Below are 24739 nucleotides of genomic sequence, written 5' to 3'. Positions count from 1 at the left end.
ATGAGCTTATAGATAAATAATATGAGGTGAAAAATTGCTTACAGTTTCTGATGTATCACTACGTTTCAGCGATAGAAAACTGTTTGATGAGGTTAACATCAACTTTACAGCTGGAAATACCTATGGTTTAATCGGTGCCAACGGTGCAGGAAAATCTACATTCCTAAAAATCTTGGCAGGAGATATTGAACCAACAACAGGTCATGTTTCCCTTGGTCCAGACGAACGTCTATCTGTTCTTCGTCAAAATCACTTTGACTACGAAGAAGAACGTGCGATTGATGTCGTTATCATGGGGAATGAACGCCTTTACAATATCATGAAAGAAAAAGACGCTATCTACATGAAACCTGACTTTTCAGATGAAGATGGTGTCCGCGCAGCAGAATTAGAAAGTGAATTCGCTGAGCTTGGCGGTTGGGAAGCTGAAAGTGAAGCTTCACAATTGCTCCAAAACCTTAATATTCCAGAAGAACTTCACTACCAAAACATGAGCGAACTTGCTAATGGTGACAAGGTGAAAGTTCTCCTTGCCAAAGCTCTTTTTGGTAAACCAGATGTTCTTCTTCTTGACGAACCAACCAACGGTCTTGATATCCAATCAATTACTTGGTTAGAAGATTTCTTGATTGACTTTGAAAATACAGTCATCGTCGTATCCCATGACCGTCACTTCTTGAACAAAGTATGTACACACATGGCTGACCTTGATTTTGGTAAAATCAAACTCTACGTCGGTAACTATGATTTCTGGAAACAATCATCTGAACTTGCTGCTCGCCTGCAAGCTGACCGTAACGCTAAAGCAGAAGAAAAAATCAAAGAATTGCAAGAATTCGTTGCTCGCTTCTCTGCCAACGCTTCTAAATCAAAACAAGCTACTTCTCGTAAGAAAATGCTTGATAAAATCGAACTTGAAGAAATTGTTCCATCAAGTCGTAAATACCCATTCATCAACTTCAAAGCTGAGCGTGAACTTGGTAAGGACCTTCTAACAGTCGAAAACTTGTCTGTTAAAATCGATGGTGAAACAGTTCTCGATAACATCAGCTTTATCCTACGTCCAGGTGATAAAACAGCCTTCATCGGACAAAACGATATTCAAACAACAGCTCTTATTCGTGCATTGATGGATGATATCGAATACGAAGGAACTATCAAATGGGGTGTTACAACAAGTCGCTCTTACCTTCCAAAAGATAACTCACGTGATTTTGCTTCAGGTGAATCAATCCTTGAATGGCTTCGTCAATTTGCTTCTAAAGAAGAAGACGATAACACATTTCTTCGTGGATTCCTAGGTCGCATGCTCTTCTCTGGAGATGAAGTTAACAAATCAGTTAGCGTTCTTTCAGGGGGAGAAAAAGTGCGCGTGATGCTTTCTAAATTGATGCTTCTCAAATCAAACGTTCTTGTCCTTGATGACCCAACTAACCACTTAGACTTGGAATCAATCTCAAGCTTGAATGATGGCTTGAAAGACTTCAAAGAATCTATCATCTTTGCGAGTCACGACCACGAGTTCATCCAAACACTTGCCAACCACATCGTTGTCATTTCTAAAAATGGGGTGATTGACCGTATCGATGAAACTTACGATGAATTCCTTGAAAATGAAGAAGTTCAAGCAAAAGTTAAAGAACTTTGGAAAGACTAATCATCATGTCGTAATCTAAAACGACATTACCATATTTTACATTATAGAAAAGAAACAGGTTGGGATTATTATCTCAACCTGTCTTACTAACATTATGAAACTAAAATCTTTTAAACTAACAAATAATACCATTTACTACCTAACAGCTTTCTTCTTACCTTTTGTAATTTTATTTCTAGCCCTTTTGGCTGAAAATATTTCCTTTAATGGTGAGACAACTATTTTAGCTAGTGATGGCTTTCACCAATACGTTATTTTCGCTGAAAATTTACGAAATATTTTACACGGTTCAGATAGTCTCTTTTATACCTTTACCAGTGGGCTGGGATTAAATTTTTATGCTTTAATCAGCTATTATCTTGGTAGTTTCTTCTCACCTTTTGTCTACTTCTTTAGCTTAAAAAGCATGCCCAATGCCATTTATCTCTTTACATTGTTAAAAGTTGCTTGCATGGGATTAACTAGCTTTTATAGCCTACGCCAACTGTATCCAAAGGTATTAAAACCATTTACCGTTATCCTCTCAAGCTCATATGCGCTGATGAGCTTTGCTATTAGCCAGATTGAGATTAATATGTGGCTGGATGTTTTCATCCTTTTGCCGCTCATTATTCTAGGACTTAACCGATTACTAAATCAGAAAAAATTCATCTTATACTACCTTACTTTAACCATTCTCTTTATTCAAAATTACTACTTTGGTTATATGGTTGCCATTTTCCTAGTGCTTTATTTTCTTGTTCAAATCAGCAAGGAAAGCCGCTTGAAAGTAATTGGACGTCAATTTGTAGACTTTACAGTAGTGTCAATCTTAGCTGGGGTATCTAGCTGTGTCATGCTGCTACCTACTTACTTGGACCTGTCAACGCACGGTGAGAAATTCTCTACCTTTACAGAATGGTTTACAGAAAATTCGTGGTTCCTAGACTTATTTGCCAAAAACTTTGTTGGTGCTTATGACACAACAAAGTTTGGCTCAATCCCTATGATTTACGTAGGTATTTTCCCTTTAATCTTAGCTATTATCTTCTTTACCATCAAGTCAATCAAATGGCAAACACGTTTAGCTTACAGTATTGTTTTACTACTCATTATTGCTAGTTTTTACCTTGAACCATTAGATTTAATGTGGCAAGGAATGCACTCACCAAATATGTTTCTGCACCGTTATTCTTGGGCATTTTCACTAATGGTGATTCTTTTGGCCGCAAAAACGTTGTCACGTCTCAAAGAATTAACTGTTAAGCATTACCTTATTGGTATTGTTCCACTAGGACTTGGCTTTTTAACTACGGTACTGCTCAAAAATCATTATCAATTTTTAGAAGCACCACAAATCATTATCACCTTTTCTTTCTTAGCTGCTTACACCATTATATTAATTAGCTACGCTAAGCAGTATTTAACATTTAATTTATTCATTAGCTTTACACTTCTCTTTACAGTATTTGAAACTTCACTTAACACCTATTATCAAATTACAGCCCTAAATAGCGAATGGGTCTTTCCTTCTCGTCAAAGTTATGAGCTTAATTTGACAGATACTGAAAAACTCATTCAAAAAAGTCAAAAACTAAACACGACATTTTATCGTACCGAGGAGCTCCTTCCTCAAACAGGTAATGACAGCATGAAATACAATTATCATGGTATTTCTCAGTTCTCATCTATTCGAAACACGACATCCAGCAGCACACTAGATCGACTTGGTTTTAAGTCAACTGGAACGAATCTAAACCTTCGTTATCAAAATAATACCTTGCTAATGGATAGTTTATTTGCTGTCAAATACAATCTTTCAGAAACTGATGTCAACAAATTTGGATTCCGTTACCTTGATAACTCTGGTAATACATCACTATATGAAAATCAATACGCTAGCCAATTAGCAATTCTAACCAATGGTCTTTACAAAGATATTGACTTCAGTGTCAACACGCTTGACAACCAAACTAACTGGATGAACAATCTCACTGGCTTATCTGAAAAATACTTCACGCGTGTGGCTTCCCAATTATCAGGAGGAGCTAATCTTCTAAATGGTCGTGTAACCACTAGTAATGACGGACAATTAAATTCGCATGCTGATTATAACCTTACTGTCGCTCCTAATACGCAACTTTATATCAGCGTTCCAAATATCACCTTCTCTAATGAAAATAGCCAGAAGGTCCAAATTACTGTCAATGGTAAAACGGCAGAATATACAACTGATAATGCCTACACTTTCTTTGATCTTGGATATTTTGAAGATAGTCAAACTTTGCATGTTACTCTTTCATTCCCTGAAAATAACCAAGTATCCTTTAACCAATCAAACTTTTATGCCTTAGATACGACAAGCTATCAAAAGGCTATGGAAATCATTAATCGCCAAAAGGTTAAAGTTACTACCAATAAAAACACTGTAACAGCTACCTACAAAGCCGACAAGGCTTCATCACTCTTATTTACTATTCCATACGATAAAGGTTGGACAGCTACTCAAAATGGCCAAAAAATCACTTTATCAAAAGCTCAAGACGGCTTTATGAAAGTTGACGTCAAGTCTGGAAAAGGCAAAGTCGTTCTGACTTATCTGCCTACAGGCTTTAAAGAAGGAGTGATGTTATCATCAGTTGGACTCCTCCTATTTATCTGTTACAATATCGCGAGAAAACGAAAAAAATAAAAAGTATCCAAGGGATACTTTTTATTTGCCTAATTATTTGGAAACCATAAATACAGATTATAAGCACCAAAAGAGCTAGAACAATTGTTCTAGCTCTTTTTAAGCAATAAAAAATCCTAAGTAAAACTTAGGAAGGTGTCTTATCACTCCGGCAGTAGGACTCGAACCTACGACATCATGATTAACAGTCATGCGCTACTACCAACTGAGCTATGCCGGATAAACAAAAAAACTGCTAAGCAGTAGTTTTATAGTCCGTACGGGATTCGAACCCGTGTTACCGCCGTGAAAAGGCGGTGTCTTAACCCCTTGACCAACGGACCAGAAGTTTTAGGATTTCCCCTCAACACTCTTATTATTATACCAGATATTTTTTCTTTGTCTATAGTTTTTTTCAATTTTTTTTACTTTTTTTGAAGTTTTTTTGCACTAAATTATCGCCAAAAAATTCAAACAATTTTAACGTGCTAAAAAGCCTTTAATATCAAGCATTTACAGGTGAACTTTCGGTAAATAAGAAAATTGTTTACTAGTAAAAAAGTATTTTTTTCTTTTACCTATTCTTTACTTTTTAAAAACCACCCAGGCTAGCGTAAAGTACGATTTTTAGTTGACAGAAAAGCTGTTATTTTGATAGAATGATTAAGTTGATATGGTCTCATAGCTCAGCTGGATAGAGCATTCGCCTTCTAAGCGAACGGTCGCAGGTTCGAATCCTGCTGGGATCAAATCTTAAGCCGGCTTTAGCCGGCTTTTTTATTTTCTCCACTAGTAGTGTTTCACATGAAACTAGAAAAAGCAGTTCAAATTGAACTGCTTTTTACTTATGATAAGGACTTCCTTGTTGTATCATGAAAGCTCGATAAATTTGCTCAGATAAAACTAGGCGCATTAACTGATGAGGTAAAGTTAGTAAACCAAAACTCATTTTGAGATTTGCACGTTTTTTTACCTTGTCAGCTAGACCTAGACTACCTCCAATGACAAATACAATGTCTGAATAACCTCTCAAAGTTGCATCGGCGATAATCTTACTAAATTCTTCTGATGGGAATTGTTTACCTTCAATAGCTAAAACAATGACGTAATCGCGCTCAGAGATTTTAGCTAAAATACGGTCACCCTCTTTTTCCATGATTTGGTGATTTTGCGCCTCACTCGCATTATCTGGTGTTTTTTCATCGGGCAACTCAACAATTTCAAATTTGGCAAAGCGACTCATGCGTTTACCATACTCCGCAATACCATCTTTTAAGTATTTTTCTTTTAATTTTCCAACAGCAATAATTTTTACTTTCATGCCTTCTATTTTACCACATATTCACAAGCTTTTCACACATTATCCACATGTTAACAATCTAGAATGAGGCTTAATATCGCTATAATTTGGGGATTTTTGAACAAGTTTCAAAAGTTTTCCACAACCTGTGGATTACTTTATTTTTTTTCCCTTTTAAGGTATAATTAAGTCGTTTTTTATATGCTATCTGTGAATAAAAAAAGGGAGGAAGAGACGTGAAAAAAATAAAATTTCGAAAAGTCAATTACAAAAAAATCCTTAAACCACTATCCGTTATTTTAGTTGGTTTCATCGGAGGAGTTGCTGGAACCCTACTCATTTTGAATATGGCTGGCATCTCTATTAATAATGTTAGTGGTTCAAGTACAAAAACCACAACAAGTAAAGTAAGTTACTCAAATACTAATGATACGACAAAAGCTGTCGAAAAAGTGGGAGAAGCAGTCGTATCAGTCATCAATTATCAATCAAATAGCTCTTCAAATGATTTGTATATGCAAATGTTTGGTGGCAATTTAGATAATAACACTAATAATAATGGCTCAGATAGTGATTTAAGCATCGCTAGTGAAGGTTCTGGGGTTATTTACAAAAAAGATGGCAATTCTGCTTACGTCGTTACTAATAACCACGTTGTCGATGGCGCTAGTCAAATCGAAATCATGCTTTCTGACGGTACAAAAGTAGTTGGTGAATTAGTCGGTGCCGATACTTACTCAGATATCGCCGTTGTCAAAATTTCTTCTGATAAAGTCACAACAGTAGCTGAATTTGCTGATTCAGATAAAATTACTGTTGGTGAAACAGCCATTGCTATTGGTAGCCCTCTAGGTACTGATTACGCTAACTCAGTAACCCAAGGGATTATCTCAAGTCTAAGCCGTACAGTCACAATGACTAACGATGATGGCGAAACAATTTCAACTAATGCTATCCAAACTGATGCTGCTATTAACCCAGGTAACTCTGGTGGTGCTTTGATTAACATTGAAGGACAAGTGATTGGTATTAATTCAAGTAAAATTTCTTCTACCTCAGATTCTGGATCAGGTAATTCTGTAGAAGGTATGGGATTTGCTATTCCAGCTAATGATGTGGTTAAAATTATTAATCAATTAGAAGCAAACGGAAAAGTTATCCGTCCAGCACTTGGTATCACAATGGCTAACCTAAGCGATTTGTCAACAACAACAATCAGTCGCCTAAATATTCCAACTAGCGTCACAGCCGGTATCGTCGTTGCTTCAGTTCAATCAGGTATGCCTGCTGAAGGAACACTTAAAAAATACGATGTGATTACAGCTATCGATGATAAAGATGTTTCTTCTATCACAGATCTTCAAAGTGTCCTTTACGGTCATTCAACTGGAGATTCTATTAAGGTAACCTTCTATCGTGGTACTGACAAGAAAACAGAAACTATTAAACTAACGAAAACAACACAAGACCTCTCTTCTTCATCAAATCAATAATTTAATTTAAAACTAAAAACTAATGAGGCTGAGCTTCTCAGCTTCATTTTTTAAAGGGAAAAACTATGATTGAAACACTTAATCTCATACCTATTGACGATATTGCTCCAAATCCTTACCAACCTCGTTTGAAATTTAAGCAAGAAGAATTAGAAGAGCTTTCTCGCTCGATAAAAGCAAATGGACTTATACAACCAATAATCGTCCGTAAATCAGATATTTTTGGTTATGAACTCATTGCAGGCGAAAGACGCCTCAAAGCTTCAAAAATGGCTGGTTTAAGCGAAATTCCTGCAATTATAAAAGACATTACTAATCAAGAAAGCATGCAGCTTGCCATTGTCGAAAATTTGCAGCGCTCTGACCTCAATCCTATTGAAGAAGCCAAGGCTTATCAGCAATTACTCGATAAAAACCAAATGACTCACGAAGAGTTGGCACAATTTATGGGAAAATCACGACCATATATCACTAATTGCTTGCGCTTATTGAATTTACCGACGATTATTTCTCATGCCGTCGAAAAAGGTGAACTTTCTCAAGGACACGCGCGTGTGCTGCTGACACTTAAGGACGAAAAAGAGCAGGAGAAGTGGTACCAAAAAATTCTGAGCGAAGATATGAGCGTTCGCAAACTCGAACAATCTGTAAAATCCGTCAAAAAGAAAAAAACATCTTCTAAAGTAAGCAAAAAAGATATTTTTATCCGTCATCAAGAAGAAGAATTATCAAAATTATTAGGTCTCCCTGTCACCTTATCACTTTCTAAAAGTGGCTTTAAAGGAGACTTACAATTACATTTTCAATCAGAAGAAGACTTAAACAGAATTATCAACAGGCTAAAATAGCTTGTGAATTTCTCTTTTTAAATTTCATAGTTTTCCACAAGAAAAAGCGGCCAAAATCACTGATTTTAGGCCTTTTTCTGTGTTGTCCACACCCTGTGGAAAACTCCTATAAACAGTGTGGATTTTTTATTTTCACAGTTGTGGAAAACTTTGAGATTTTATGTTAAAATAATTTATGAATTATCCACAAAAAGGAATAGACTATGACTGAAAATGAACAAATTTTTTGGAATAGGGTCCTTGAACTGGCAAAAAGTCAACTAAAACAAGCAACTTATGAATTTTTTGTTTTAGATGCTCGATTAATTCAAATTGAGCAAAATACGGCGACGATTTACCTAGATCCTATGAAAGAACTCTTTTGGGATAAAAATTTAAAACCAATCATTTTAACGGCTGGTTTTGAGGTTTATAATGCTGAAATTGTCGTGAACTATGTCTTCGAAGAAGATTTAGCTAAGCAAGCAGTAGAAGAAGCAACTTCCCAAGTTCTCCAAACACCACAAAAAAACCACCTGCCCCAGGTTGATTCAGATTTAAATACAAAGTATACTTTTGACAACTTTGTCCAAGGTGATGAAAACCGTTGGGCCTTTTCTGCGTCTTATGCCGTTGCGGACGCTCCAGGGACTACTTACAACCCTTTATTTATCTGGGGTGGACCTGGACTCGGAAAAACTCACTTGCTAAATGCCATTGGTAATGCGGTATTGCAAAATAACCCCAAAGCGCGTGTAAAATACATCACAGCTGAAAATTTCATCAATGAATTTGTTATCCATATTCGATTAGATACTATGGAAGAATTGAAAGAAAAATTCCGTAATCTTGATGTTTTGCTGATTGATGATATTCAATCGCTCGCCAAAAAAACATTATCTGGTACGCAAGAAGAGTTTTTCAACACTTTCAACGCTCTTTACGATAACAACAAACAAATCGTACTGACCAGTGACCGCACGCCAGATCATCTCGACAATCTGGAACAACGTTTGGTCACGCGCTTCAAATGGGGCTTGACAATCAATATCACGCCGCCTGATTTTGAAACACGCGTGGCAATTTTGACCAATAAAACTCAAGAATATGATTTTGTGTTCCCGCAGGATACCATTGAATATCTTGCTGGTCAATTTGATTCTAACGTCCGTGACCTAGAAGGTGCTTTAAAGGATATTAGCCTTGTCGCAAGTATCAAAAAAGTCCAAACCATCACCGTCGACATTGCTGCTGAAGCCATCCGAGCACGTAAGCAAGATGGTCCGAAAATGACGGTTATCCCAATAGAAGAAATTCAAAGTCAAGTTGGGAAATTCTACGGAGTCACTGTCAAAGAAATCAAAGCTACTAAACGTACGCAAGATATTGTTTTGGCACGTCAGGTAGCCATGTATTTGGCGCGTGAGATGACTGATAACTCTCTTCCAAAAATCGGAAAAGAATTTGGTGGCCGTGACCACTCTACCGTTCTTCATGCCTATAATAAAATCAAAAATATGCTGGCTCAAGACGATAGTTTACGAATCGAAATTGAAACCATCAAAAACAAGATCAAATAAGCATTGTGGATAAGTAGCAAAAAAATATGTGATTTATCCACAGGTTGTTAACAACTCTTATTCCGCGATTTTTATAGCATTTTTGGAGTTATCAACAGTATAAACAAGACCTACTACTACTACTAACTTAATACTTATAAATTAAAGGAGTTATCTTCATGATAAAATTCTCAATTAATAAATCCTTCTTTCTTCAAGCATTGAATGCTACCAAGAGAGCAATCTCTTCGAAGAATGCAATTCCTGTATTATCTACTATCAAAATTGAAGTTCAAAATAGTAATATCACCTTAACAGGTTCAAATGGACAAATTTCAATTGAAAATACTATTCCAACTTCTAATGAAAATGCAGGTCTTTTGATTACATCACCAGGTGCAGTTCTATTAGAAGCAAACTTCTTTATTAACATTGTTTCAAGTCTTCCAGATGTTACTTTAGATTTTGAAGAAATTGAACATCACCAAATCGTTTTGACAAGTGGTAAATCAGAAATCACTCTTAAAGGGAAAGATGTTGACCTTTACCCACGTCTTCAAGAAATGGCTACTGAAAATCCTCTTGTTATTGAAACAAAATTATTAAAGTCAATCATTACCGAAACAGCTTTTGCAGCTAGCCTTCAAGAAAGTCGTCCAATTTTAACTGGTGTTCACATGGTGCTTAGCGACCACAAAGATTTCAAAGCGGTTGCTACTGACTCACACCGCATGAGCCAACGCAAATTAACTTTGGACAATACTTCAAACGACTTTAACGTTGTTATTCCAAGTAAATCTCTTCGTGAATTTGCAGCAGTCTTTACAGATGATATCGAAACAGTAGAAGTCTTCTTCTCAGATAGTCAAATGCTTTTCAGAAGTGACTACATTAGCTTCTATACACGTCTATTAGAGGGAAATTATCCTGATACAGACCGTTTGTTGACAAATTCATTTGAAACAGAAGTAACCTTCAATACAGGTGCTCTTCGTTCAGCTATGGAACGTGCTCATTTGATTTCAAATGCCACACAAAATGGTACTGTTAAGCTTGAAATTACAAATAACAGCGTTTCAGCACACGTTAACTCTCCTGAAGTTGGTAAAGTTAACGAAGAATTGGATATTATTGATCAATCAGGTAGCGATTTGACAATCAGCTTTAACCCAACTTACTTGATTGAAGCTCTTAAAGCCTTGAAGAGTGAAACAGTTGTGATTCGCTTTATCTCACCAGTTCGTCCATTTACGTTGATGCCAGGTGATGATGCTGAAAACTTTATCCAATTAATCACACCGGTTCGTACAAACTAAAATTCTTTAAGGAAACTTTAAGGATGAATTCGTATACTATAATCATCCTAAAACTTTTCTTTTTCATAATCTCCAGCAAGGGCACTGTCTATACAGTGCTCTTGCTTTTTATGTTATAATATTTCTTGATATGACACTTTATATTATTGCTAATCCTCATTCAGGAAATCGTAGTGCCAAAGAAGTTATTACAAGGTTGAAAAATGAATTGAATCAAGAGATGGCTGTTTTTCTGACGCGTTATCCAGATGACGAAGAAAATCAAGTCAATGATGTTTTAGAGACCTTTCAACCTGAGAAAGATAGATTATTGATTCTTGGTGGTGATGGTACCTTATCCAAAGTTTTATATTACCTGCCAGCTGATATTCCCTTTGCGTATTATCCAATGGGGTCAGGAAATGATTTTGCGCGTGCTCTTGGATTGAAAAAAGAATTAACACACCTTATTGAGTCGACTAAGCAAGCTCCAAAAGAAATTACGGTTTATACTTACCAAAATGGCTTGGTTTTAAACAGTTTAGATTTGGGGTTTGTTTCTTGGGTTATTAATCATGTTGAACAGTCTCAGCTAAAAGCTAAACTGAACAAATATCATTTAGGAAAATTGACTTACATCCTAACAGCGATTCAATGCTTGATTAAGAAACCAGCTTTTGCTTCACTTTGTCTAGAGACAGAAGCAGGAGAAGTCCTTGAACTTAGAAATCAGTTTTTCTTTTCGCTGGCTAACAATACTTACTTTGGTGGTGGTGTTATGATTTGGCCCCATGCCACAGCTTATTTGGAACAGCTAGACTGCGTGTATGCCAAAGGTGAAACCTTGTGGGAACGTGTGCTTGTTTTATTAAGTTTAGTTCTTAAAGTGCATGAGCATTCCCCTTACCTGCAGCATCATCCCTACAAAAGTGTGACCATAAAAAATCCTGAAAAAAGTTTAATTGAGATTGATGGTGAAATTGTGTCGCTTGATGAAGTCACACTAATGCCGCAAAAACGTTATATTTATTTGTAAAGGAGAAATCATGTACGAAATCGGAAGTCTTGTTGAGATGAAGAAACCTCATGCGTGTACTGTTAAAGCAACTGGCAAAAAAGCCAACGAATGGGAAGTCGTTCGTATTGGAGCAGATATTAAAATTCGTTGTACAAACTGTGATCATATTGTCATGATGAGCCGTCATGATTTTGAACGCAAGTTGAAGAAAGTATTATAATATTTAAAATCATTAAGTCTGCGCATATAGCGGGCTTTTTTAAGTGATTTTATGCTATAATAGTTGTGATTGAATAAATTTAACGGAGACTAATAAAATATGGCTTTAACAGCAGGTATTGTTGGTTTACCAAACGTCGGAAAATCAACTCTTTTTAATGCGATTACTAAAGCAGGTGCGGAAGCTGCTAACTATCCTTTCGCGACAATCGATCCTAACGTTGGTATGGTAGAAGTTCCTGATGAACGCCTACAAAAATTGACTGAGCTTATCACCCCTAAAAAAACAGTCCCAACAACATTTGAATTTACTGATATTGCAGGTATCGTAAAAGGTGCTTCTCGTGGTGAAGGTCTTGGTAACAAATTCCTTGCTAACATCCGTGAAGTTGATGCGATTGTTCACGTTGTTCGTGCTTTTGATGACGAGAACGTTATGCGTGAACAAGGGCGTGAAGATGCCTTTGTTGACCCACTTGCTGACATCGATACTATTAACTTGGAATTGATTCTTGCTGACTTGGAATCTGTTAACAAACGTTATGCGCGTGTCGAAAAAGTAGCACGTACACAAAAAGACAAAGATTCTGTTGCAGAATTTAACGTTCTTCAAAAAATCAAGCCAGTGCTTGAAGATGGAAAATCAGCTCGTACAATTGAATTCACAGAAGATGAACAAAAAATTGTTAAACAATTGTTCCTTTTGACAACAAAACCAGTTCTTTACGTAGCAAACGTTGATGAAGATAAAGTTGCTAATCCAGACGACATCGAATATGTGAAACAAATTCGTGAATTTGCAGCAACTGAAAATGCTGAAGTTGTTGTTATCTCAGCACGTGCAGAAGAAGAAATCTCTGAACTTGACGATGAAGATAAAGAATTCTTCCTTGAAGATCTTGGCTTGAAAGAATCTGGTGTCGACCGTTTGACTCGTGCAGCTTACCACTTGCTTGGTCTTGGAACTTATTTCACTGCAGGTGAAAAAGAAGTTCGTGCATGGACATTTAAACGTGGTATCAAAGCACCTCAAGCAGCTGGTATCATTCACTCTGACTTCGAACGTGGATTCATCCGTGCAATTACAATGTCTTATGATGATTTAATCAAATACGGTTCAGAAAAAGCTGTTAAAGAAGCAGGTCGTCTTCGTGAAGAAGGGAAAGAATATGTGGTTCAAGATGGTGACATCATGGAATTCCGCTTTAACGTCTAAGCTAACTAATAATTGAAAATCAAGTGAGGTTGGAAAAAATTTTTTCCAGCCCTTTTGACATTTGAAAGGAAAAAATAATGGTAAAAATGATCGTAGGTCTGGGAAATCCAGGCAGTAAATATCACGAAACACGCCATAATATCGGATTTATGGCAATTGATCGTCTAGCTAAAGATTTGAATGTGACTTTTTCAGAAGACAAAAACTTCAAAGCAGAAGTTGGTTCTGCCTTTATCAATGGTGAAAAAGTGTACTTGGTCAAACCAACTACATTTATGAATAATTCAGGAATTGCGGTACATGCTTTGCTGACTTATTATAATATTGCCATTGAAGATTTTATGGTGATTTATGATGACCTAGATATGGAAGTCGGGCGTATTCGTCTTCGTCAAAAAGGCTCAGCTGGTGGTCATAATGGTATCAAGTCAATTATTGCACACACAGGGACACAAGCGTTTGACCGTATTAAAGTTGGGATTGGACGTCCTAAACAAGGTCGCTCAGTTGTTGACCATGTGCTTGGAAAATTTGACAAGGATGACTATATTACAGTCACTAACACACTAGAAAAAGTTAATGATGCTGTTCAATTTTATTTACAGGAAGCTGATTTTGTAAAAACAATGCAAAAATTTAATGGGTAAATCTATGAATATTATCGATTTATTTAGCCAAAATAAGCTAATCCAAAGTTGGCATGCAGGCGTGTCTAATCTTGGTAGACAGCTTATTATGGGTTTGTCAGGAGCAAGTAGAGCTCTTGCTATAGCTTCAGCTTATCAAGCTAATGAAGAAAAAATAGTGATTATCACCTCAACTCAAAATGAAGTTGAAAAATTGGCTAGTGATTTATCTAGTTTGATTGGTGAGAATAAGGTTTATACGTTTTTTGCGGATGATGTTGCTGCTGCAGAATTCATTTTTGCTTCGATGGATAAAGCTCATTCTCGCTTAGAAGCTTTGAATTTTTTACAAGATAAAAAACAATCAGGTATCTTGATTACGAGTCTAGTTGGTGCTCGTGTTTTGTTGCCAAATCCTAAAACTTACTCAGAAAGTCAATTGAATTTTCTTGTCGGAGAGGATTACAACCTTGACAAGGTTGTAAAGGTCTTGTCAAACGTTGGTTACCAAAAAGTTTCTCAGGTTTTGAATCCTGGCGAGTTTAGCCGACGTGGTGATATTGTCGACATCTATGAGATTACGGCAGATTATCCGTACCGCTTGGAATTCTTTGGTGATGAAGTTGATGGTATTCGTCAATTTGATGCACAGACTCAAAAATCTCTTAGCAATGTTGAACAAGTAACGATTTATCCAGCGGATGAGTTGATTTTGTCAGAAGAGGACTTTGCTAGAGCTAGTCAAGCTTTTGAGAGGTATCTTGAAACTGCAAAGGATGACCAACAAGCTTATTTGAGTGAACTTTATGCAGCCACACAAGAGCAGTATAGACATCAAGACATTAGACGTTTTTTGTCTCTCTTTTATGCTAAAGAGTGGACACTTCTCGATTATATTCCAAAAGGGACACCAGTCTTCTTTGATGATTTTCAAAAGTTGGTTGACCGCAATGCCAAGTTTGATTTAGAGGTTGCTAATCTATTGACAGAAGATTTACAACGTGGTAAAGCTGTGTCAAGTTTGGTTTACTTTGCTGATATTTATAAGGAATTACGTCAATACCAACCAGCAACCTTCTTTTCAAACTTCCATAAAGGATTGGGAAATCTGAAATTTGATAAATTACACAATTTCACCCAATACCCGATGCAAGAATTCTTTAATCAATTTCCGCTTTTGATTGATGAGATTAATCGTTATCAAAAATCAAAAGCTACTATTTTAGTTCAATCAGATACCCCACACGGTTTAGAACGTCTGCAAGAGAACCTGCAAGAATATGGTTTGGATTTGCCGATAGTTGATGCAAATGATTTACAAGAACATCAAGCGCAATTAGTAGTCGGCAATTTATCAAATGGTTTTTACTTTGCTGACGATAAAATTGTTTTAATCACTGAGCACGAAATTTATCATAAAAAAGTCAAACGTCGCATCCGTCGTTCAAATATCAGCAATGCAGAACGTTTGAAAGATTACAATGAACTTTCTAAGGGTGATTATGTGGTTCACCATGTTCATGGAATCGGTCAATTTTTAGGAATTGAAACTATTGAAATTCATGGGGTACACCGTGACTATTTAACGATTCAATACCAAGGATCTTCAACGATTTCTCTTCCTGTGGAACAAATTGAAAGTCTATCAAAATATGTTTCTGCTGATGGTAAAGAGCCAAAAATCAATAAATTAAACGATGGACGTTTCCAAAAAACGAAACAAAAGGTTTCTAAACAAGTTGAAGATATTGCTGATGATTTGTTGAAACTATACGCAGAACGTAGTCAACTGAAAGGTTTTGCCTTCTCACCGGACGATGACTTGCAAAAAGAGTTTGATGACGACTTTGCTTATGTAGAGACAGAAGACCAACTTCGTTCTATAAAAGAAATCAAACACGATATGGAAGAAGAAAAAACGATGGACCGACTTTTGGTTGGTGATGTTGGTTTTGGTAAAACAGAGGTTGCTATGCGTGCCGCCTTTAAGGCTGTTAAAGACCACAAACAAGTAGCCGTTTTGGTGCCGACTACCGTGCTTGCTCAGCAACACTTTACAAATTTCTCAGAGCGTTTTGAGAATTATCCTGTAGCTGTTGATGTGCTTAGTCGTTTCCAAAGTAAAAAAGAGCAGACAGCCACTTTGGAAAAATTGAAAAAAGGTCAAGTTGATATTATTATCGGAACTCACCGATTGTTATCTAAAGATGTAGAGTTTGCAGATTTGGGCTTGATTATTATCGATGAAGAGCAACGTTTTGGTGTCAAACACAAGGAAAAACTAAAAGAGCTTAAGACTAAAGTTGATGTCTTAACCTTAACAGCAACTCCAATTCCTCGTACACTTCACATGTCTATGCTTGGTATCCGTGATTTATCTGTGATTGAAACACCACCGACAAATCGTTACCCTGTTCAGACTTATGTCTTGGAAACTAATCCAGGTCTGATTCGCGAAGCTATTATTCGTGAAATTGATCGTGGTGGTCAAGTTTTCTACGTTTACAATCGCGTTGACACGATTGATCAAAAGGTTTCTGAGTTACAAGAATTGGTGCCTGAAGCAAGTATTGGATTCGTTCATGGTCAAATGAGTGAAATTCAGCTTGAAAACACCTTGATGGACTTTATTGAAGGTGTTTACGATGTTCTCGTTGCCACAACGATTATTGAGACAGGTGTTGATATTTCTAACGTCAATACCTTGTTCATTGAAAATGCTGACCACATGGGCTTGTCAACCTTGTATCAACTTCGTGGTCGTGTTGGTCGTTCAAATCGTATTGCTTATGCTTATCTCATGTATCGTCCAGATAAGATTTTGACCGAAGTCTCTGAAAAACGCTTAGATGCCATCAAAGGATTTACAGAGCTTGGTTCTGGATTCAAAATTGCTATGCGTGACTTATCTATTCGTGGTGCAGGAAATATCTTAGGTGCTTCACAGAGCGGTTTTATTGATTCTGTCGGTTTTGAGATGTATTCTCAATTATTAGAAGAAGCGATTGCTAAGAAAAAAGGTAAATCTCAAGCACGTCGTAAGAGTAATGCTGAGATTAACCTACAAATTGATGCTTATCTTCCAAGTGAGTACATTGATGACGAGCGTCAAAAAATTGAAATTTACAAACGTATCCGTGAAATTGAGAGTCTTAAAGATTACCAAAGTTTACAAGATGAATTGATTGACCGTTTTGGAGAATACCCAGATCAAGTCGCTTACCTTCTTGAGATTGGTCTTGTGAAATCCTACATGGACAATGCCTTTACAGAACTTGTTGAACGTAAAGATAATAATCTTTTGGTGCGTTTTGAAAAAGCTTCGCTACAACATTATTTGACTCAAGATTATTTCGAGGCTCTTTCTAAGACAGATTTGAAAGCTCGAATCGGTGAGAACCAAGGAAAAATTGAAATTACCTTTAATGTTAGAGGTAAAAAGGACTATGAAATTTTAGAAGAACTCCAAAAATTTGGTAGCATGCTAGCTGAGATTAAAGCAAGAAAAGCTAAAGAAGACTAAATGTCAAAGCCTTTTGACAGTAGAAAGCTAGTTTAGCAAAGAGATTTTATGGTAAACTTTTTGGTAAAGTTTAGACTGGTATTGTCAAGGAGGTCAAAATGGAATTTGAACGCAGATTAGCTGAATTGAGAAGAGAAAAGAATCTCTCTCAAGAAGAGTTAGCAGAAAAACTCTATGTTTCACGTCAAACAATTTCCAATTGGGAGAGGGGCAAGACTTACCCAGATATCAATTCACTTTTGTTGATGGCTAATTATTTTGATGTTTCCTTAGATCATCTAATTAAAGGAGATGTTGATATTATGAAACATCAGGTTGACCAGTCGCAATTTAAGAAATGGCTTATCCTTGGAGGAATTTCTTGGTTTATTTTTTCAGTTGCGTTTGGAACACGTTATTTATTTGATAAAGGGCAAGTAGTTGTCATTTTGACTTTATTAGCATTGCCAGTTGCCTATTCTCTTTTTCAAATATTATATATTGTAAAAAATCGCGAACTTCAGACCTATACAGACATTCTTAATTTTTTTAATCCAGAGAAAAAGGTTAAGATAAACTTTTTTAGAGAGATATTGTCTTTAGTTTGTTAACTGTCACTTGGCTTATTTTCTTTGTTGGAGTTGTTGTTTCTACCCTAGTTTTTTATTAAAACACCGTCTATCTAACTTTATAGAACTAAGAGAGCATAAGCTCTCTTTTTATTACATTATCTTAACAAACAGATTGAAAACATCTATTTTCTGAAAAAAAGTGATAAAATAGAAAAGATTGCGAGGTAGAATATTATGAGATTAGATAAATATTTAAAAGTATCCCGTATTATAAAACGCCGTCCAGTTGCTAAAGAAGTAGCTGATAAAGGGCGTATTAAAGTAAATGGTATCTTAGCTAAATCATCAACTGATTTAAAAATTAACGACGAAGTTGAAATTCGTTTTGGAAATAAATTACTGACAGTGCGCGTTTTGGAAATGAAGGATAGTACCAAAAAAGAAGACGCCACTAAGATGTATGAAATTATTAATGAAACAAGGATAGAAGCGGATGGAGAAGCCTAATATCGTTCAATTGAACAATCAATACATCAATGATGAAAATACCAAAAAACGTTACATGGAAGAAGAAAATCGTAAACGTAATCGTTTTATGGGATGGATTTTGATTGTTGTTATGTTGTTGTTTATTTTGCCAACTTACAACCTAGTTAAAAGTTACCAAACATTACAAGAGCGTAAAGATAAAGTTGTGTCACTTCAGAAAACTTACGACAATCTTGTTGTAGAAACAGACGCTGAAAAAGTTTTGGCAAATCGCTTAAAAGACGAGAACTACGTTGAAAAGTATGCTCGTGCAAAATATTATTTATCACGCTCAGGCGAAACGGTTTACCCATTGCCAAATCTATTACCAAAATAATATGGAAAATTTAATCGAAACTATTGAAAAATTTTTAGCTTATTCTGATGAAAAGCTAGAAGAATTGGCTGAAGAAAATCAAAAATTACGAGAAGAAAATCATCAATCAACTAAAAAAGAATGAAAGGAGGAGCCAATGAAAAAACTATTCGCAGTGATGCTAATACCATTTTTCTTGACTTCTCTTTCTGTTGTTAGTACCGAAAAAAATGTTGATTTAAGTAATGCAGCAAAATACCAATTGACAGCTGGTGTGGCAGCATCGACAACTTACTTTGATGCTGTGCCCTCAAATCCAGTCCTTGCTAAAACTAGCGAGATTTATAAAGATAGTAATCTAACAGTTGTTTCTAGAACAATCGCTGCTAATAGTCAATTGGATATTGTTAGCATTCTGATTAATGATAACTCTCAACCTGTTTTTGAGTTATCAGATGGTAACTATATTGAAGCTAGCCGCCAGTTGATTTACGATGATGTTATTCTTAGCCAAGAGTCATTGTCAGAAAACTACTGGCTAAAGGATGGTTTTCAAGTTTATCAATCACCATATGTTGTTGGAACACAAGAAGCAAAAACAGATTTAACTGCTTATCAAGCAGTAACTGTTTCACAAAAAGCGACAACTCATCATGGAACTTATTATAAAGTTGATGGTAAAGGATGGATTAGCGAAGAAGCTTTGTCTGATACTGATAATCGTATGGAAAAAGTTCAGCAGGTTCTCAATCAGAAGTATAATAAAGGTAACTATTCCATCTACGTTAAACAACTGTCAACCCAAGAAACAGCAGGGATTAATCCTGATACAACAATGTATGCAGCTAGTGTTGCCAAATTAGCGACACTGTATTACGTTGAAGAAAAAATTCAGGATGGCAGTGTTAAGATGGATGATAAACTAAAATACACTGCTGATGTGAATACCTTTGCTAAAGCTTATAACCCAAGCGGTAGCGGAAAAATTAGCAAAACAGCTGATAATAAGGATTACAGCGTTGAAGATTTATTAAAAGCTGTTTGTCAGAACTCTGATAACGTTGCGACAAATATTTTAGGTTATTATGTCGCTAAACAATATGGTGAGCATTTCACCTCAGACATTAGTGCTGTAACCAATACTAATTTTGATATGAAGACACGTGAAATGTCTTCTAAAACAGCTGCTGATTTAATGGAAGCTATTTATCAGCAAAATGGCGAAATCATTTCGTATTTGTCATCAACTGCTTTTGACAATGCACGTATCTCTAAAGATATCAATGTTCAAGTAGCTCACAAAATTGGTGATGCTTACGACTACAGACATGACGTTGCTATTGTTTATGCTGATCAACCGTTCATCTTATCAATTTTTACCAATAATGCTTCTTACGACGATATTTCAAATATCGCTAATGACGTTTACAATATTTTAAAATAAGTGATGTCTTATGTATGATAAATTAGTAAAAGAAATTCAAAAAAAGGCTTATTTTGCCAAACATAAAAAAGTTTTAATAGCTGTATCAGGTGGAGTAGATTCTATGAATCTGCTACACTTTTTGTATATATACCGAAAAAAACTCGGAGTAGAGATTGCTATTGCTCACGTGAATCATAAACAACGTCTTGAGTCAGACACTGAAGAAGCTTATTTGCGAGAATGGGCAAAAGAGCACCAAATTCCGATTTATGTAGCCTACTTTTCTGGGGCTTTTTCGGAAACAGCTGCGCGTGATTTTCGTTACAAGTTTTTTAAAGAGTTGATGGCTGAGCATTCTTATACAGCACTTGTAACAGCACATCATGCCGATGACCAAGCTGAGACGATTTTTATGCGACTGTTACGTGGCAGTCGTTTACGCCATTTATCAGGAATGCAAACCGTGAATGCATTTGGTGATGGTGAATTGATTCGACCATTTTTGGCGTATTCTAAAAAAGAGTTACCTGATATCTTCCACTTTGAAGATGATACCAACCGCTCTTTAGACTTTTTGAGAAATCGTATTAGGAATCGCTATTTTCCAATTTTAGAGGAAGAAAATCCTAAATTTAAACAAGCCCTTCGTTATCTTGGAAATGAAAGTCAGCAACTTTTCCAAGCTTTTCAGGATTTAACAAAGGATATTGATCCAACAAATTGCTCTCAATTTTTAGCTCAGACTCCTGCAGTTCAAGCTATTCTTTTTCAAAATTACCTTGAAAACTTTCCTGAATTGCAAGTGTCTCATGGACAATTTGAGGAAATGTTGCATCTTTTAAGAAATAAATCTAATGCTAACTATCATGTGAAATCAGATTACTGGCTAGTTAAAGATTATGAAACATTTCAAGTGAAAAAAATCAGCCCTAAGACCGATGGGGAACTAGCTCAAAAGATGCTAGAATATAACAGTATAGTCAATTATGGTCAGTTTCAATTTCAATTTGTTAGCAAAGATAAGGAAGGCATAGCTGTTTACAGTTTAAATCCTATTCTTTTGAGAAAAAGACAGGAAGGTGACCGCATTGATTTTGGAGATTTTTCGAAAAAATTGCGTAGGCTTTTTATCGATGAGAAAATTCCAAGTCAAGAACGTGCCAATGCCATTATCGGCGAGCAGGATGGAAAAATTATTTTTGTCCAGGTTGCTGATAAAACTTATTTGAGAAAACCCTCTAAACATGATATAATGGAGGGCAAATTGTATATTGAAAAAATTAGAAATAGGTGATGTCATGCTTGAACAAGATATTGAAAAAGTGTTGTATTCTGAAGAGGAGATTATTGCCAAAACCAAAGAATTAGGCGCACAACTTACAAAAGACTATGAAGGTAAAAATCCTCTATTAATTGGTGTTTTGAAAGGTTCTGTACCTTTTATGGCAGAATTGATTAAACATATCGACACACATGTCGAAATTGATTTTATGGTTGTCTCTAGCTACCACGGCGGAGTAAAAAGCAGTGGTGAAGTAAAAATCCTTAAAGACGTTGATACGAACATTGAAGGTCGTGATGTTGTCTTTATCGAAGATATTATCGATACAGGTCGTACTTTAAAATACCTTCGTGATATGTTCAAATACCGTAAAGCAAATTCAGTAAAAATCGCAACCCTTTTTGATAAACCAGAAGGTCGTGTTGTTGACATCGAAGCTGACTATGTCTGCTATGATGTTCCAAACGAATTTATTGTAGGGTTTGGTCTTGACTATGCTGAACGTTACCGTAATTTACCATATGTTGGCGTTTTGAAAGAAGAAATCTATTCAAATTAGTAGAAAGTCGTTAGTTATATATGAAAAATAACAAAAATAATGGCTTTGTAAAAAATTCCTTTATTTATATTCTTGTTATTATTGCGGCTATTACCGCATTTCAATACTATTTGAGAGGAACAAGTACACAAAGCCAACAAATTAATTACTCGACTTTGGTTAAACAAATTAAAGCGGGTGATATTAAATCGATTACTTACCAGCCAAACGGTAGCATTATTGAAGTAAGTGGTAAGTATTCGAAACCTAAAAAAACTAAATCAAGTGCCTCTCTTCCATTCTTAGAAGGAAATAACTCGACATCAGTCACTGAGTTTACATCAATTATTTTACCAAGTGATTCTTCTATTGATACACTTACTAAAGCAGCTGAAAAAGCAGATGTTGATGTGAACATCAAACAAGAAAGTTCAAGCGGAGCTTGGCTATCTTTGGCGCTAACTTATCTTCCACTTATCTTAGTGATTGCCTTCTTCTTCATGATGATGAATCAAGGCGGTAATGGTGCTCGTGGTGCGATGAGTTTTGGTAAGAATCGAGCTAAGTCACAAAATAAAGGTGATGTTAAAGTAAGATTCTCTGATGTTGCTGGAGCAGAGGAAGAAAAACAAGAACTTGTTGAAGTTGTTGATTTCTTGAAAAATCCTAAGAAATATAAAGCTCTTGGTGCTCGTATTCCAGCTGGGGTCCTTCTTGAAGGCCCTCCAGGAACAGGTAAAACATTACTTGCGAAAGCTGTCGCTGGTGAAGCTGGCGTTCCATTCTTCTCAATTTCAGGTTCTGATTTTGTTGAAATGTTTGTGGGTGTCGGTGCGAGTCGTGTTCGATCACTCTTTGAAGATGCTAAGAAAGCTGAACGTGCGATTATCTTTATCGATGAAATCGATGCTGTTGGTCGCAGACGTGGTGCTGGTATGGGTGGCGGAAATGATGAACGTGAACAAACTCTTAACCAACTCCTTATTGAAATGGATGGTTTTGAAGGAAACGAAAACATCATCGTTATTGCCGCAACTAACCGTAGTGATGTCTTAGACCCTGCTCTTTTGCGTCCAGGACGTTTTGACCGTAAGATTCTTGTAGGAAGTCCAGACGTTAAAGGACGTGAAGCTATTCTTCGAGTACATGCTAAAAACAAACCATTGGCAGAAGATGTTAACTTAAAAGTTGTTGCACAACAAACCCCTGGATTTGTCGGTGCTGATCTTGAAAATGTCTTGAATGAAGCTGCCTTGGTTGCTGCACGTCGTAATAAAACTAAAATTGATGCTTCAGATATTGATGAAGCCGAAGATAGAGTTATTGCAGGTCCTTCTAAGAAAGACCGTACTATTTCACAACGTGAACGTGAAATGGTTGCTTACCATGAAGCTGGACACACAATCGTTGGTTTAGTGCTCTCAAGTGCTCGCGTTGTCCATAAAGTCACAATTGTCCCTCGTGGACGTGCTGGTGGATACATGATTGCTCTTCCGAAAGAAGATCAAATGTTACACTCTAAGTCTGATCTTAAAGAACAGTTAGCTGGTTTGATGGGTGGACGTGTTGCAGAAGAAATCATTTTTAATGCTCAAACAACTGGTGCATCAAATGACTTCGAACAAGCAACTCAATTAGCTCGTGCAATGGTAACTGAATATGGTATGAGTGAAAAACTAGGTCCTGTTCAATATGAGGGTAACCACGCCATCATGGCTGGTCAAGTTTCTCCGGAAAAATCATATTCATCACAAACAGCACAAATGATTGATGATGAAGTTCGTGCGCTTCTAAATGAAGCACGCAATAAAGCGGCTGATATTATCAATAATAATCGTGAAACTCATAAACTTATTGCTGAAGCACTTCTTAAATATGAAACACTTGATGCTGCACAAATTAAATCTATCTATGAAACAGGTAAGGTTCCTGAAGAATTAGAAAACGATACAGAAAAAGCACACGCTCTTTCATATGATGAAGTCAAAGAAAAAATGGATGATTCTGAAGAATAATCTACATAATAGGTAGAAAACAGTCAGAAAAGACAAAAGAAGGCTCGTAGAGCCTTCTTTTTTTATCTCCCAATAGAAAAGTAGTGCTCAAATAATACGCTTAAAAACGGGCTTATTAGCTGCTAATATGGAGGTAGCTAGAATAAATCAAAAAAGCTAAAAAAACTGTTGACAGAGGAAATGAAGTTTAGTATACTAAATAAGCTGTTGTTTGAAGCAGCAAACATTTCAAAAGGCTTTGAAAAAAAGTTAAAAAACTTCTTGACAAAGCGTTGAAGAAATGATAAACTAATATAGCTGTTGTTCGAGAGGGCAGCGGTAACAAATTTGAAAAGAACTTGAAAATTTCTTGAAAAAAGATGTTGACAAAGGATTTCAAATTTGATAGAATATAGAAGTTGTCTCGAGTGAGACAAAGACCTTTGAAAACTGAACAATACGAACCAAACGTGTGGGTTACGGAAGTAACCTGTCAAAAAACGATAAATCTGTCAGTGACAGAATGAGAACAAGATTAAATGAGAGTTTGATCCTGGCTCAGGACGAACGCTGGCGGCGTGCCTAATACATGCAAGTAGAACGCTGAAGACTTTAGCTTGCTAAAGTTGGAAGAGTTGCGAACGGGTGAGTAACGCGTAGGTAACCTGCCTACTAGCGGGGGATAACTATTGGAAACGATAGCTAATACCGCATAACAGCA

General features: G+C 36.3%; 20 protein-coding genes, 3 tRNA genes and 1 rRNA gene. 21 read left to right on the top strand and 3 right to left on the bottom strand.

Features of this window, described 5'->3' with window-relative positions; genetic code table 11:
- Positions 1 to 34 precede the first annotated feature (34 nt).
- Positions 35 to 1657 (top strand): ATP-binding cassette domain-containing protein, encoded by a 1623-nt coding sequence (locus BMX18_RS06070; protein ID WP_074869659.1) that lies wholly within the window; start codon positions 35 to 37, stop codon positions 1655 to 1657.
- 94 nt (positions 1658 to 1751) lie between these two features.
- Positions 1752 to 4328 carry a YfhO family protein gene (locus BMX18_RS06065; protein WP_093815629.1) on the top strand — a complete coding sequence of 859 codons (2577 nt, stop codon included), beginning with the start codon at positions 1752 to 1754 and terminating at the stop codon, positions 4326 to 4328.
- 146 nt (positions 4329 to 4474) lie between these two features.
- Here the strand turns inward: BMX18_RS06065 and BMX18_RS06060 are convergent.
- Positions 4475 to 4548, bottom strand: a tRNA-Asn gene (locus tag BMX18_RS06060).
- Positions 4549 to 4579: 31 nt separating this feature from the next.
- Positions 4580 to 4651: transfer RNA gene (locus BMX18_RS06055), tRNA-Glu, on the bottom strand.
- A gap of 331 nt (positions 4652 to 4982) precedes the next feature.
- Between BMX18_RS06055 and BMX18_RS06050 the strand changes: the two genes are divergently transcribed.
- Positions 4983 to 5056: transfer RNA gene (locus tag BMX18_RS06050), tRNA-Arg, on the top strand.
- Positions 5057 to 5148: 92 nt separating this feature from the next.
- On the opposite strand, the gene rlmH is transcribed toward BMX18_RS06050, so the two are convergent.
- Positions 5149 to 5628 (bottom strand): 23S rRNA (pseudouridine(1915)-N(3))-methyltransferase RlmH, encoded by a 480-nt coding sequence (gene rlmH, locus BMX18_RS06045; protein ID WP_074564722.1) that lies wholly within the window; start codon positions 5626 to 5628, stop codon positions 5149 to 5151.
- A 215-nt stretch (positions 5629 to 5843) separates the two neighbouring features.
- Here rlmH and BMX18_RS06040 point away from each other — a divergent pair, with 215 nt between their 5' ends.
- The 18 genes from BMX18_RS06040 to BMX18_RS05955 form a co-directional block, all read left to right on the top strand.
- Complete coding sequence (locus BMX18_RS06040; protein WP_093815627.1) at positions 5844 to 7100, top strand: S1C family serine protease; 1257 nt, start codon at positions 5844 to 5846, stop codon at positions 7098 to 7100.
- A 65-nt stretch (positions 7101 to 7165) separates the two neighbouring features.
- Positions 7166 to 7948, top strand: a complete 783-nt coding sequence (locus tag BMX18_RS06035; RefSeq protein WP_093815625.1) for a ParB/RepB/Spo0J family partition protein — start codon at positions 7166 to 7168, stop codon at positions 7946 to 7948.
- 203 nt (positions 7949 to 8151) lie between these two features.
- Positions 8152 to 9507 carry a chromosomal replication initiator protein DnaA gene (gene dnaA / locus BMX18_RS06030; RefSeq protein WP_074564728.1) on the top strand — a complete coding sequence of 452 codons (1356 nt, stop codon included), beginning with the start codon at positions 8152 to 8154 and terminating at the stop codon, positions 9505 to 9507.
- Positions 9508 to 9665: 158 nt separating this feature from the next.
- Positions 9666 to 10802 carry a DNA polymerase III subunit beta gene (gene dnaN, locus BMX18_RS06025; RefSeq protein WP_039696079.1) on the top strand — a complete coding sequence of 379 codons (1137 nt, stop codon included), beginning with the start codon at positions 9666 to 9668 and terminating at the stop codon, positions 10800 to 10802.
- A 130-nt stretch (positions 10803 to 10932) separates the two neighbouring features.
- Positions 10933 to 11817 (top strand): diacylglycerol/lipid kinase family protein, encoded by an 885-nt coding sequence (locus BMX18_RS06020; RefSeq protein WP_093815623.1) that lies wholly within the window; start codon positions 10933 to 10935, stop codon positions 11815 to 11817.
- Positions 11818 to 11827: 10 nt separating this feature from the next.
- Positions 11828 to 12019 carry a DUF951 domain-containing protein gene (locus BMX18_RS06015; RefSeq protein WP_039696077.1) on the top strand — a complete coding sequence of 64 codons (192 nt, stop codon included), beginning with the start codon at positions 11828 to 11830 and terminating at the stop codon, positions 12017 to 12019.
- Positions 12020 to 12118: 99 nt separating this feature from the next.
- Positions 12119 to 13234, top strand: a complete 1116-nt coding sequence (gene ychF / locus BMX18_RS06010) for a redox-regulated ATPase YchF (RefSeq protein WP_074564732.1) — start codon at positions 12119 to 12121, stop codon at positions 13232 to 13234.
- Between the two features lie 77 nt (positions 13235 to 13311).
- On the top strand, positions 13312 to 13881 hold the full coding sequence (pth, locus tag BMX18_RS06005) for an aminoacyl-tRNA hydrolase (protein ID WP_021143396.1): 570 nt from the start codon (positions 13312 to 13314) through the stop codon (positions 13879 to 13881).
- Between the two features lie 4 nt (positions 13882 to 13885).
- Positions 13886 to 17383, top strand: a complete 3498-nt coding sequence (gene mfd, locus BMX18_RS06000) for a transcription-repair coupling factor (protein WP_093815791.1) — start codon at positions 13886 to 13888, stop codon at positions 17381 to 17383.
- 98 nt (positions 17384 to 17481) lie between these two features.
- Positions 17482 to 17973 (top strand): helix-turn-helix domain-containing protein, encoded by a 492-nt coding sequence (locus BMX18_RS05995; RefSeq protein ID WP_307770179.1) that lies wholly within the window; start codon positions 17482 to 17484, stop codon positions 17971 to 17973.
- Positions 17974 to 18168: 195 nt separating this feature from the next.
- Positions 18169 to 18441 carry an RNA-binding S4 domain-containing protein gene (locus BMX18_RS05990; protein WP_006531199.1) on the top strand — a complete coding sequence of 91 codons (273 nt, stop codon included), beginning with the start codon at positions 18169 to 18171 and terminating at the stop codon, positions 18439 to 18441.
- Complete coding sequence (locus BMX18_RS05985) at positions 18428 to 18799, top strand: FtsB family cell division protein (protein WP_006531200.1); 372 nt, start codon at positions 18428 to 18430, stop codon at positions 18797 to 18799. Before BMX18_RS05990 ends, BMX18_RS05985 begins: the two co-directional genes overlap by 14 nt.
- Before the next feature lies 1 nt (position 18800).
- Entirely contained in the window at positions 18801 to 18923 is a 123-nt protein-coding gene (locus tag BMX18_RS05980) for an SP_0009 family protein (protein ID WP_020915958.1), read from the top strand.
- Positions 18924 to 18935: 12 nt separating this feature from the next.
- Positions 18936 to 20222 (top strand): serine hydrolase, encoded by a 1287-nt coding sequence (locus BMX18_RS05975; protein ID WP_093815621.1) that lies wholly within the window; start codon positions 18936 to 18938, stop codon positions 20220 to 20222.
- Between the two features lie 10 nt (positions 20223 to 20232).
- On the top strand, positions 20233 to 21498 hold the full coding sequence (gene tilS, locus BMX18_RS05970; protein WP_093815619.1) for a tRNA lysidine(34) synthetase TilS: 1266 nt from the start codon (positions 20233 to 20235) through the stop codon (positions 21496 to 21498).
- A 4-nt stretch (positions 21499 to 21502) separates the two neighbouring features.
- Positions 21503 to 22045 (top strand): hypoxanthine phosphoribosyltransferase, encoded by a 543-nt coding sequence (hpt, locus tag BMX18_RS05965; protein WP_074561122.1) that lies wholly within the window; start codon positions 21503 to 21505, stop codon positions 22043 to 22045.
- Between the two features lie 20 nt (positions 22046 to 22065).
- Entirely contained in the window at positions 22066 to 24039 is a 1974-nt protein-coding gene (ftsH, locus tag BMX18_RS05960) for an ATP-dependent zinc metalloprotease FtsH (protein ID WP_093815617.1), read from the top strand.
- 514 nt (positions 24040 to 24553) lie between these two features.
- A 16S ribosomal RNA gene (locus BMX18_RS05955) occupies positions 24554 to 24739 on the top strand; the annotation flags it as partial.

Origin of the sequence: Streptococcus sp. 45 (assembly GCF_900108865.1) — a bacterium.
Taxonomy (GTDB): domain Bacteria; phylum Bacillota; class Bacilli; order Lactobacillales; family Streptococcaceae; genus Streptococcus; species Streptococcus ruminicola.
This window is presented reverse-complemented; position numbering and strand designations above follow the sequence as displayed.

Coding starts and splice junctions, on each gene's coding strand:
- BMX18_RS05995 (WP_307770179.1), top strand. CDS start 17,482: ATGGAATTTGAACGCAGATTAGCTGAATTGAGAAGAGAAAAGAATCTC.
- ftsH (WP_093815617.1), top strand. CDS start 22,066: ATGAAAAATAACAAAAATAATGGCTTTGTAAAAAATTCCTTTATTTAT.
- rlmH (WP_074564722.1), bottom strand. CDS start 5,628: ATGAAAGTAAAAATTATTGCTGTTGGAAAATTAAAAGAAAAATACTTA.
- BMX18_RS06015 (WP_039696077.1), top strand. CDS start 11,828: ATGTACGAAATCGGAAGTCTTGTTGAGATGAAGAAACCTCATGCGTGT.
- BMX18_RS05990 (WP_006531199.1), top strand. CDS start 18,169: ATGAGATTAGATAAATATTTAAAAGTATCCCGTATTATAAAACGCCGT.
- dnaN (WP_039696079.1), top strand. CDS start 9,666: ATGATAAAATTCTCAATTAATAAATCCTTCTTTCTTCAAGCATTGAAT.
- dnaA (WP_074564728.1), top strand. CDS start 8,152: ATGACTGAAAATGAACAAATTTTTTGGAATAGGGTCCTTGAACTGGCA.
- BMX18_RS06020 (WP_093815623.1), top strand. CDS start 10,933: ATGACACTTTATATTATTGCTAATCCTCATTCAGGAAATCGTAGTGCC.
- ychF (WP_074564732.1), top strand. CDS start 12,119: ATGGCTTTAACAGCAGGTATTGTTGGTTTACCAAACGTCGGAAAATCA.
- BMX18_RS05975 (WP_093815621.1), top strand. CDS start 18,936: ATGAAAAAACTATTCGCAGTGATGCTAATACCATTTTTCTTGACTTCT.
- BMX18_RS05980 (WP_020915958.1), top strand. CDS start 18,801: ATGGAAAATTTAATCGAAACTATTGAAAAATTTTTAGCTTATTCTGAT.
- tilS (WP_093815619.1), top strand. CDS start 20,233: ATGTATGATAAATTAGTAAAAGAAATTCAAAAAAAGGCTTATTTTGCC.
- hpt (WP_074561122.1), top strand. CDS start 21,503: ATGCTTGAACAAGATATTGAAAAAGTGTTGTATTCTGAAGAGGAGATT.
- BMX18_RS05985 (WP_006531200.1), top strand. CDS start 18,428: ATGGAGAAGCCTAATATCGTTCAATTGAACAATCAATACATCAATGAT.
- BMX18_RS06065 (WP_093815629.1), top strand. CDS start 1,752: ATGAAACTAAAATCTTTTAAACTAACAAATAATACCATTTACTACCTA.
- mfd (WP_093815791.1), top strand. CDS start 13,886: ATGAATATTATCGATTTATTTAGCCAAAATAAGCTAATCCAAAGTTGG.
- pth (WP_021143396.1), top strand. CDS start 13,312: ATGGTAAAAATGATCGTAGGTCTGGGAAATCCAGGCAGTAAATATCAC.
- BMX18_RS06035 (WP_093815625.1), top strand. CDS start 7,166: ATGATTGAAACACTTAATCTCATACCTATTGACGATATTGCTCCAAAT.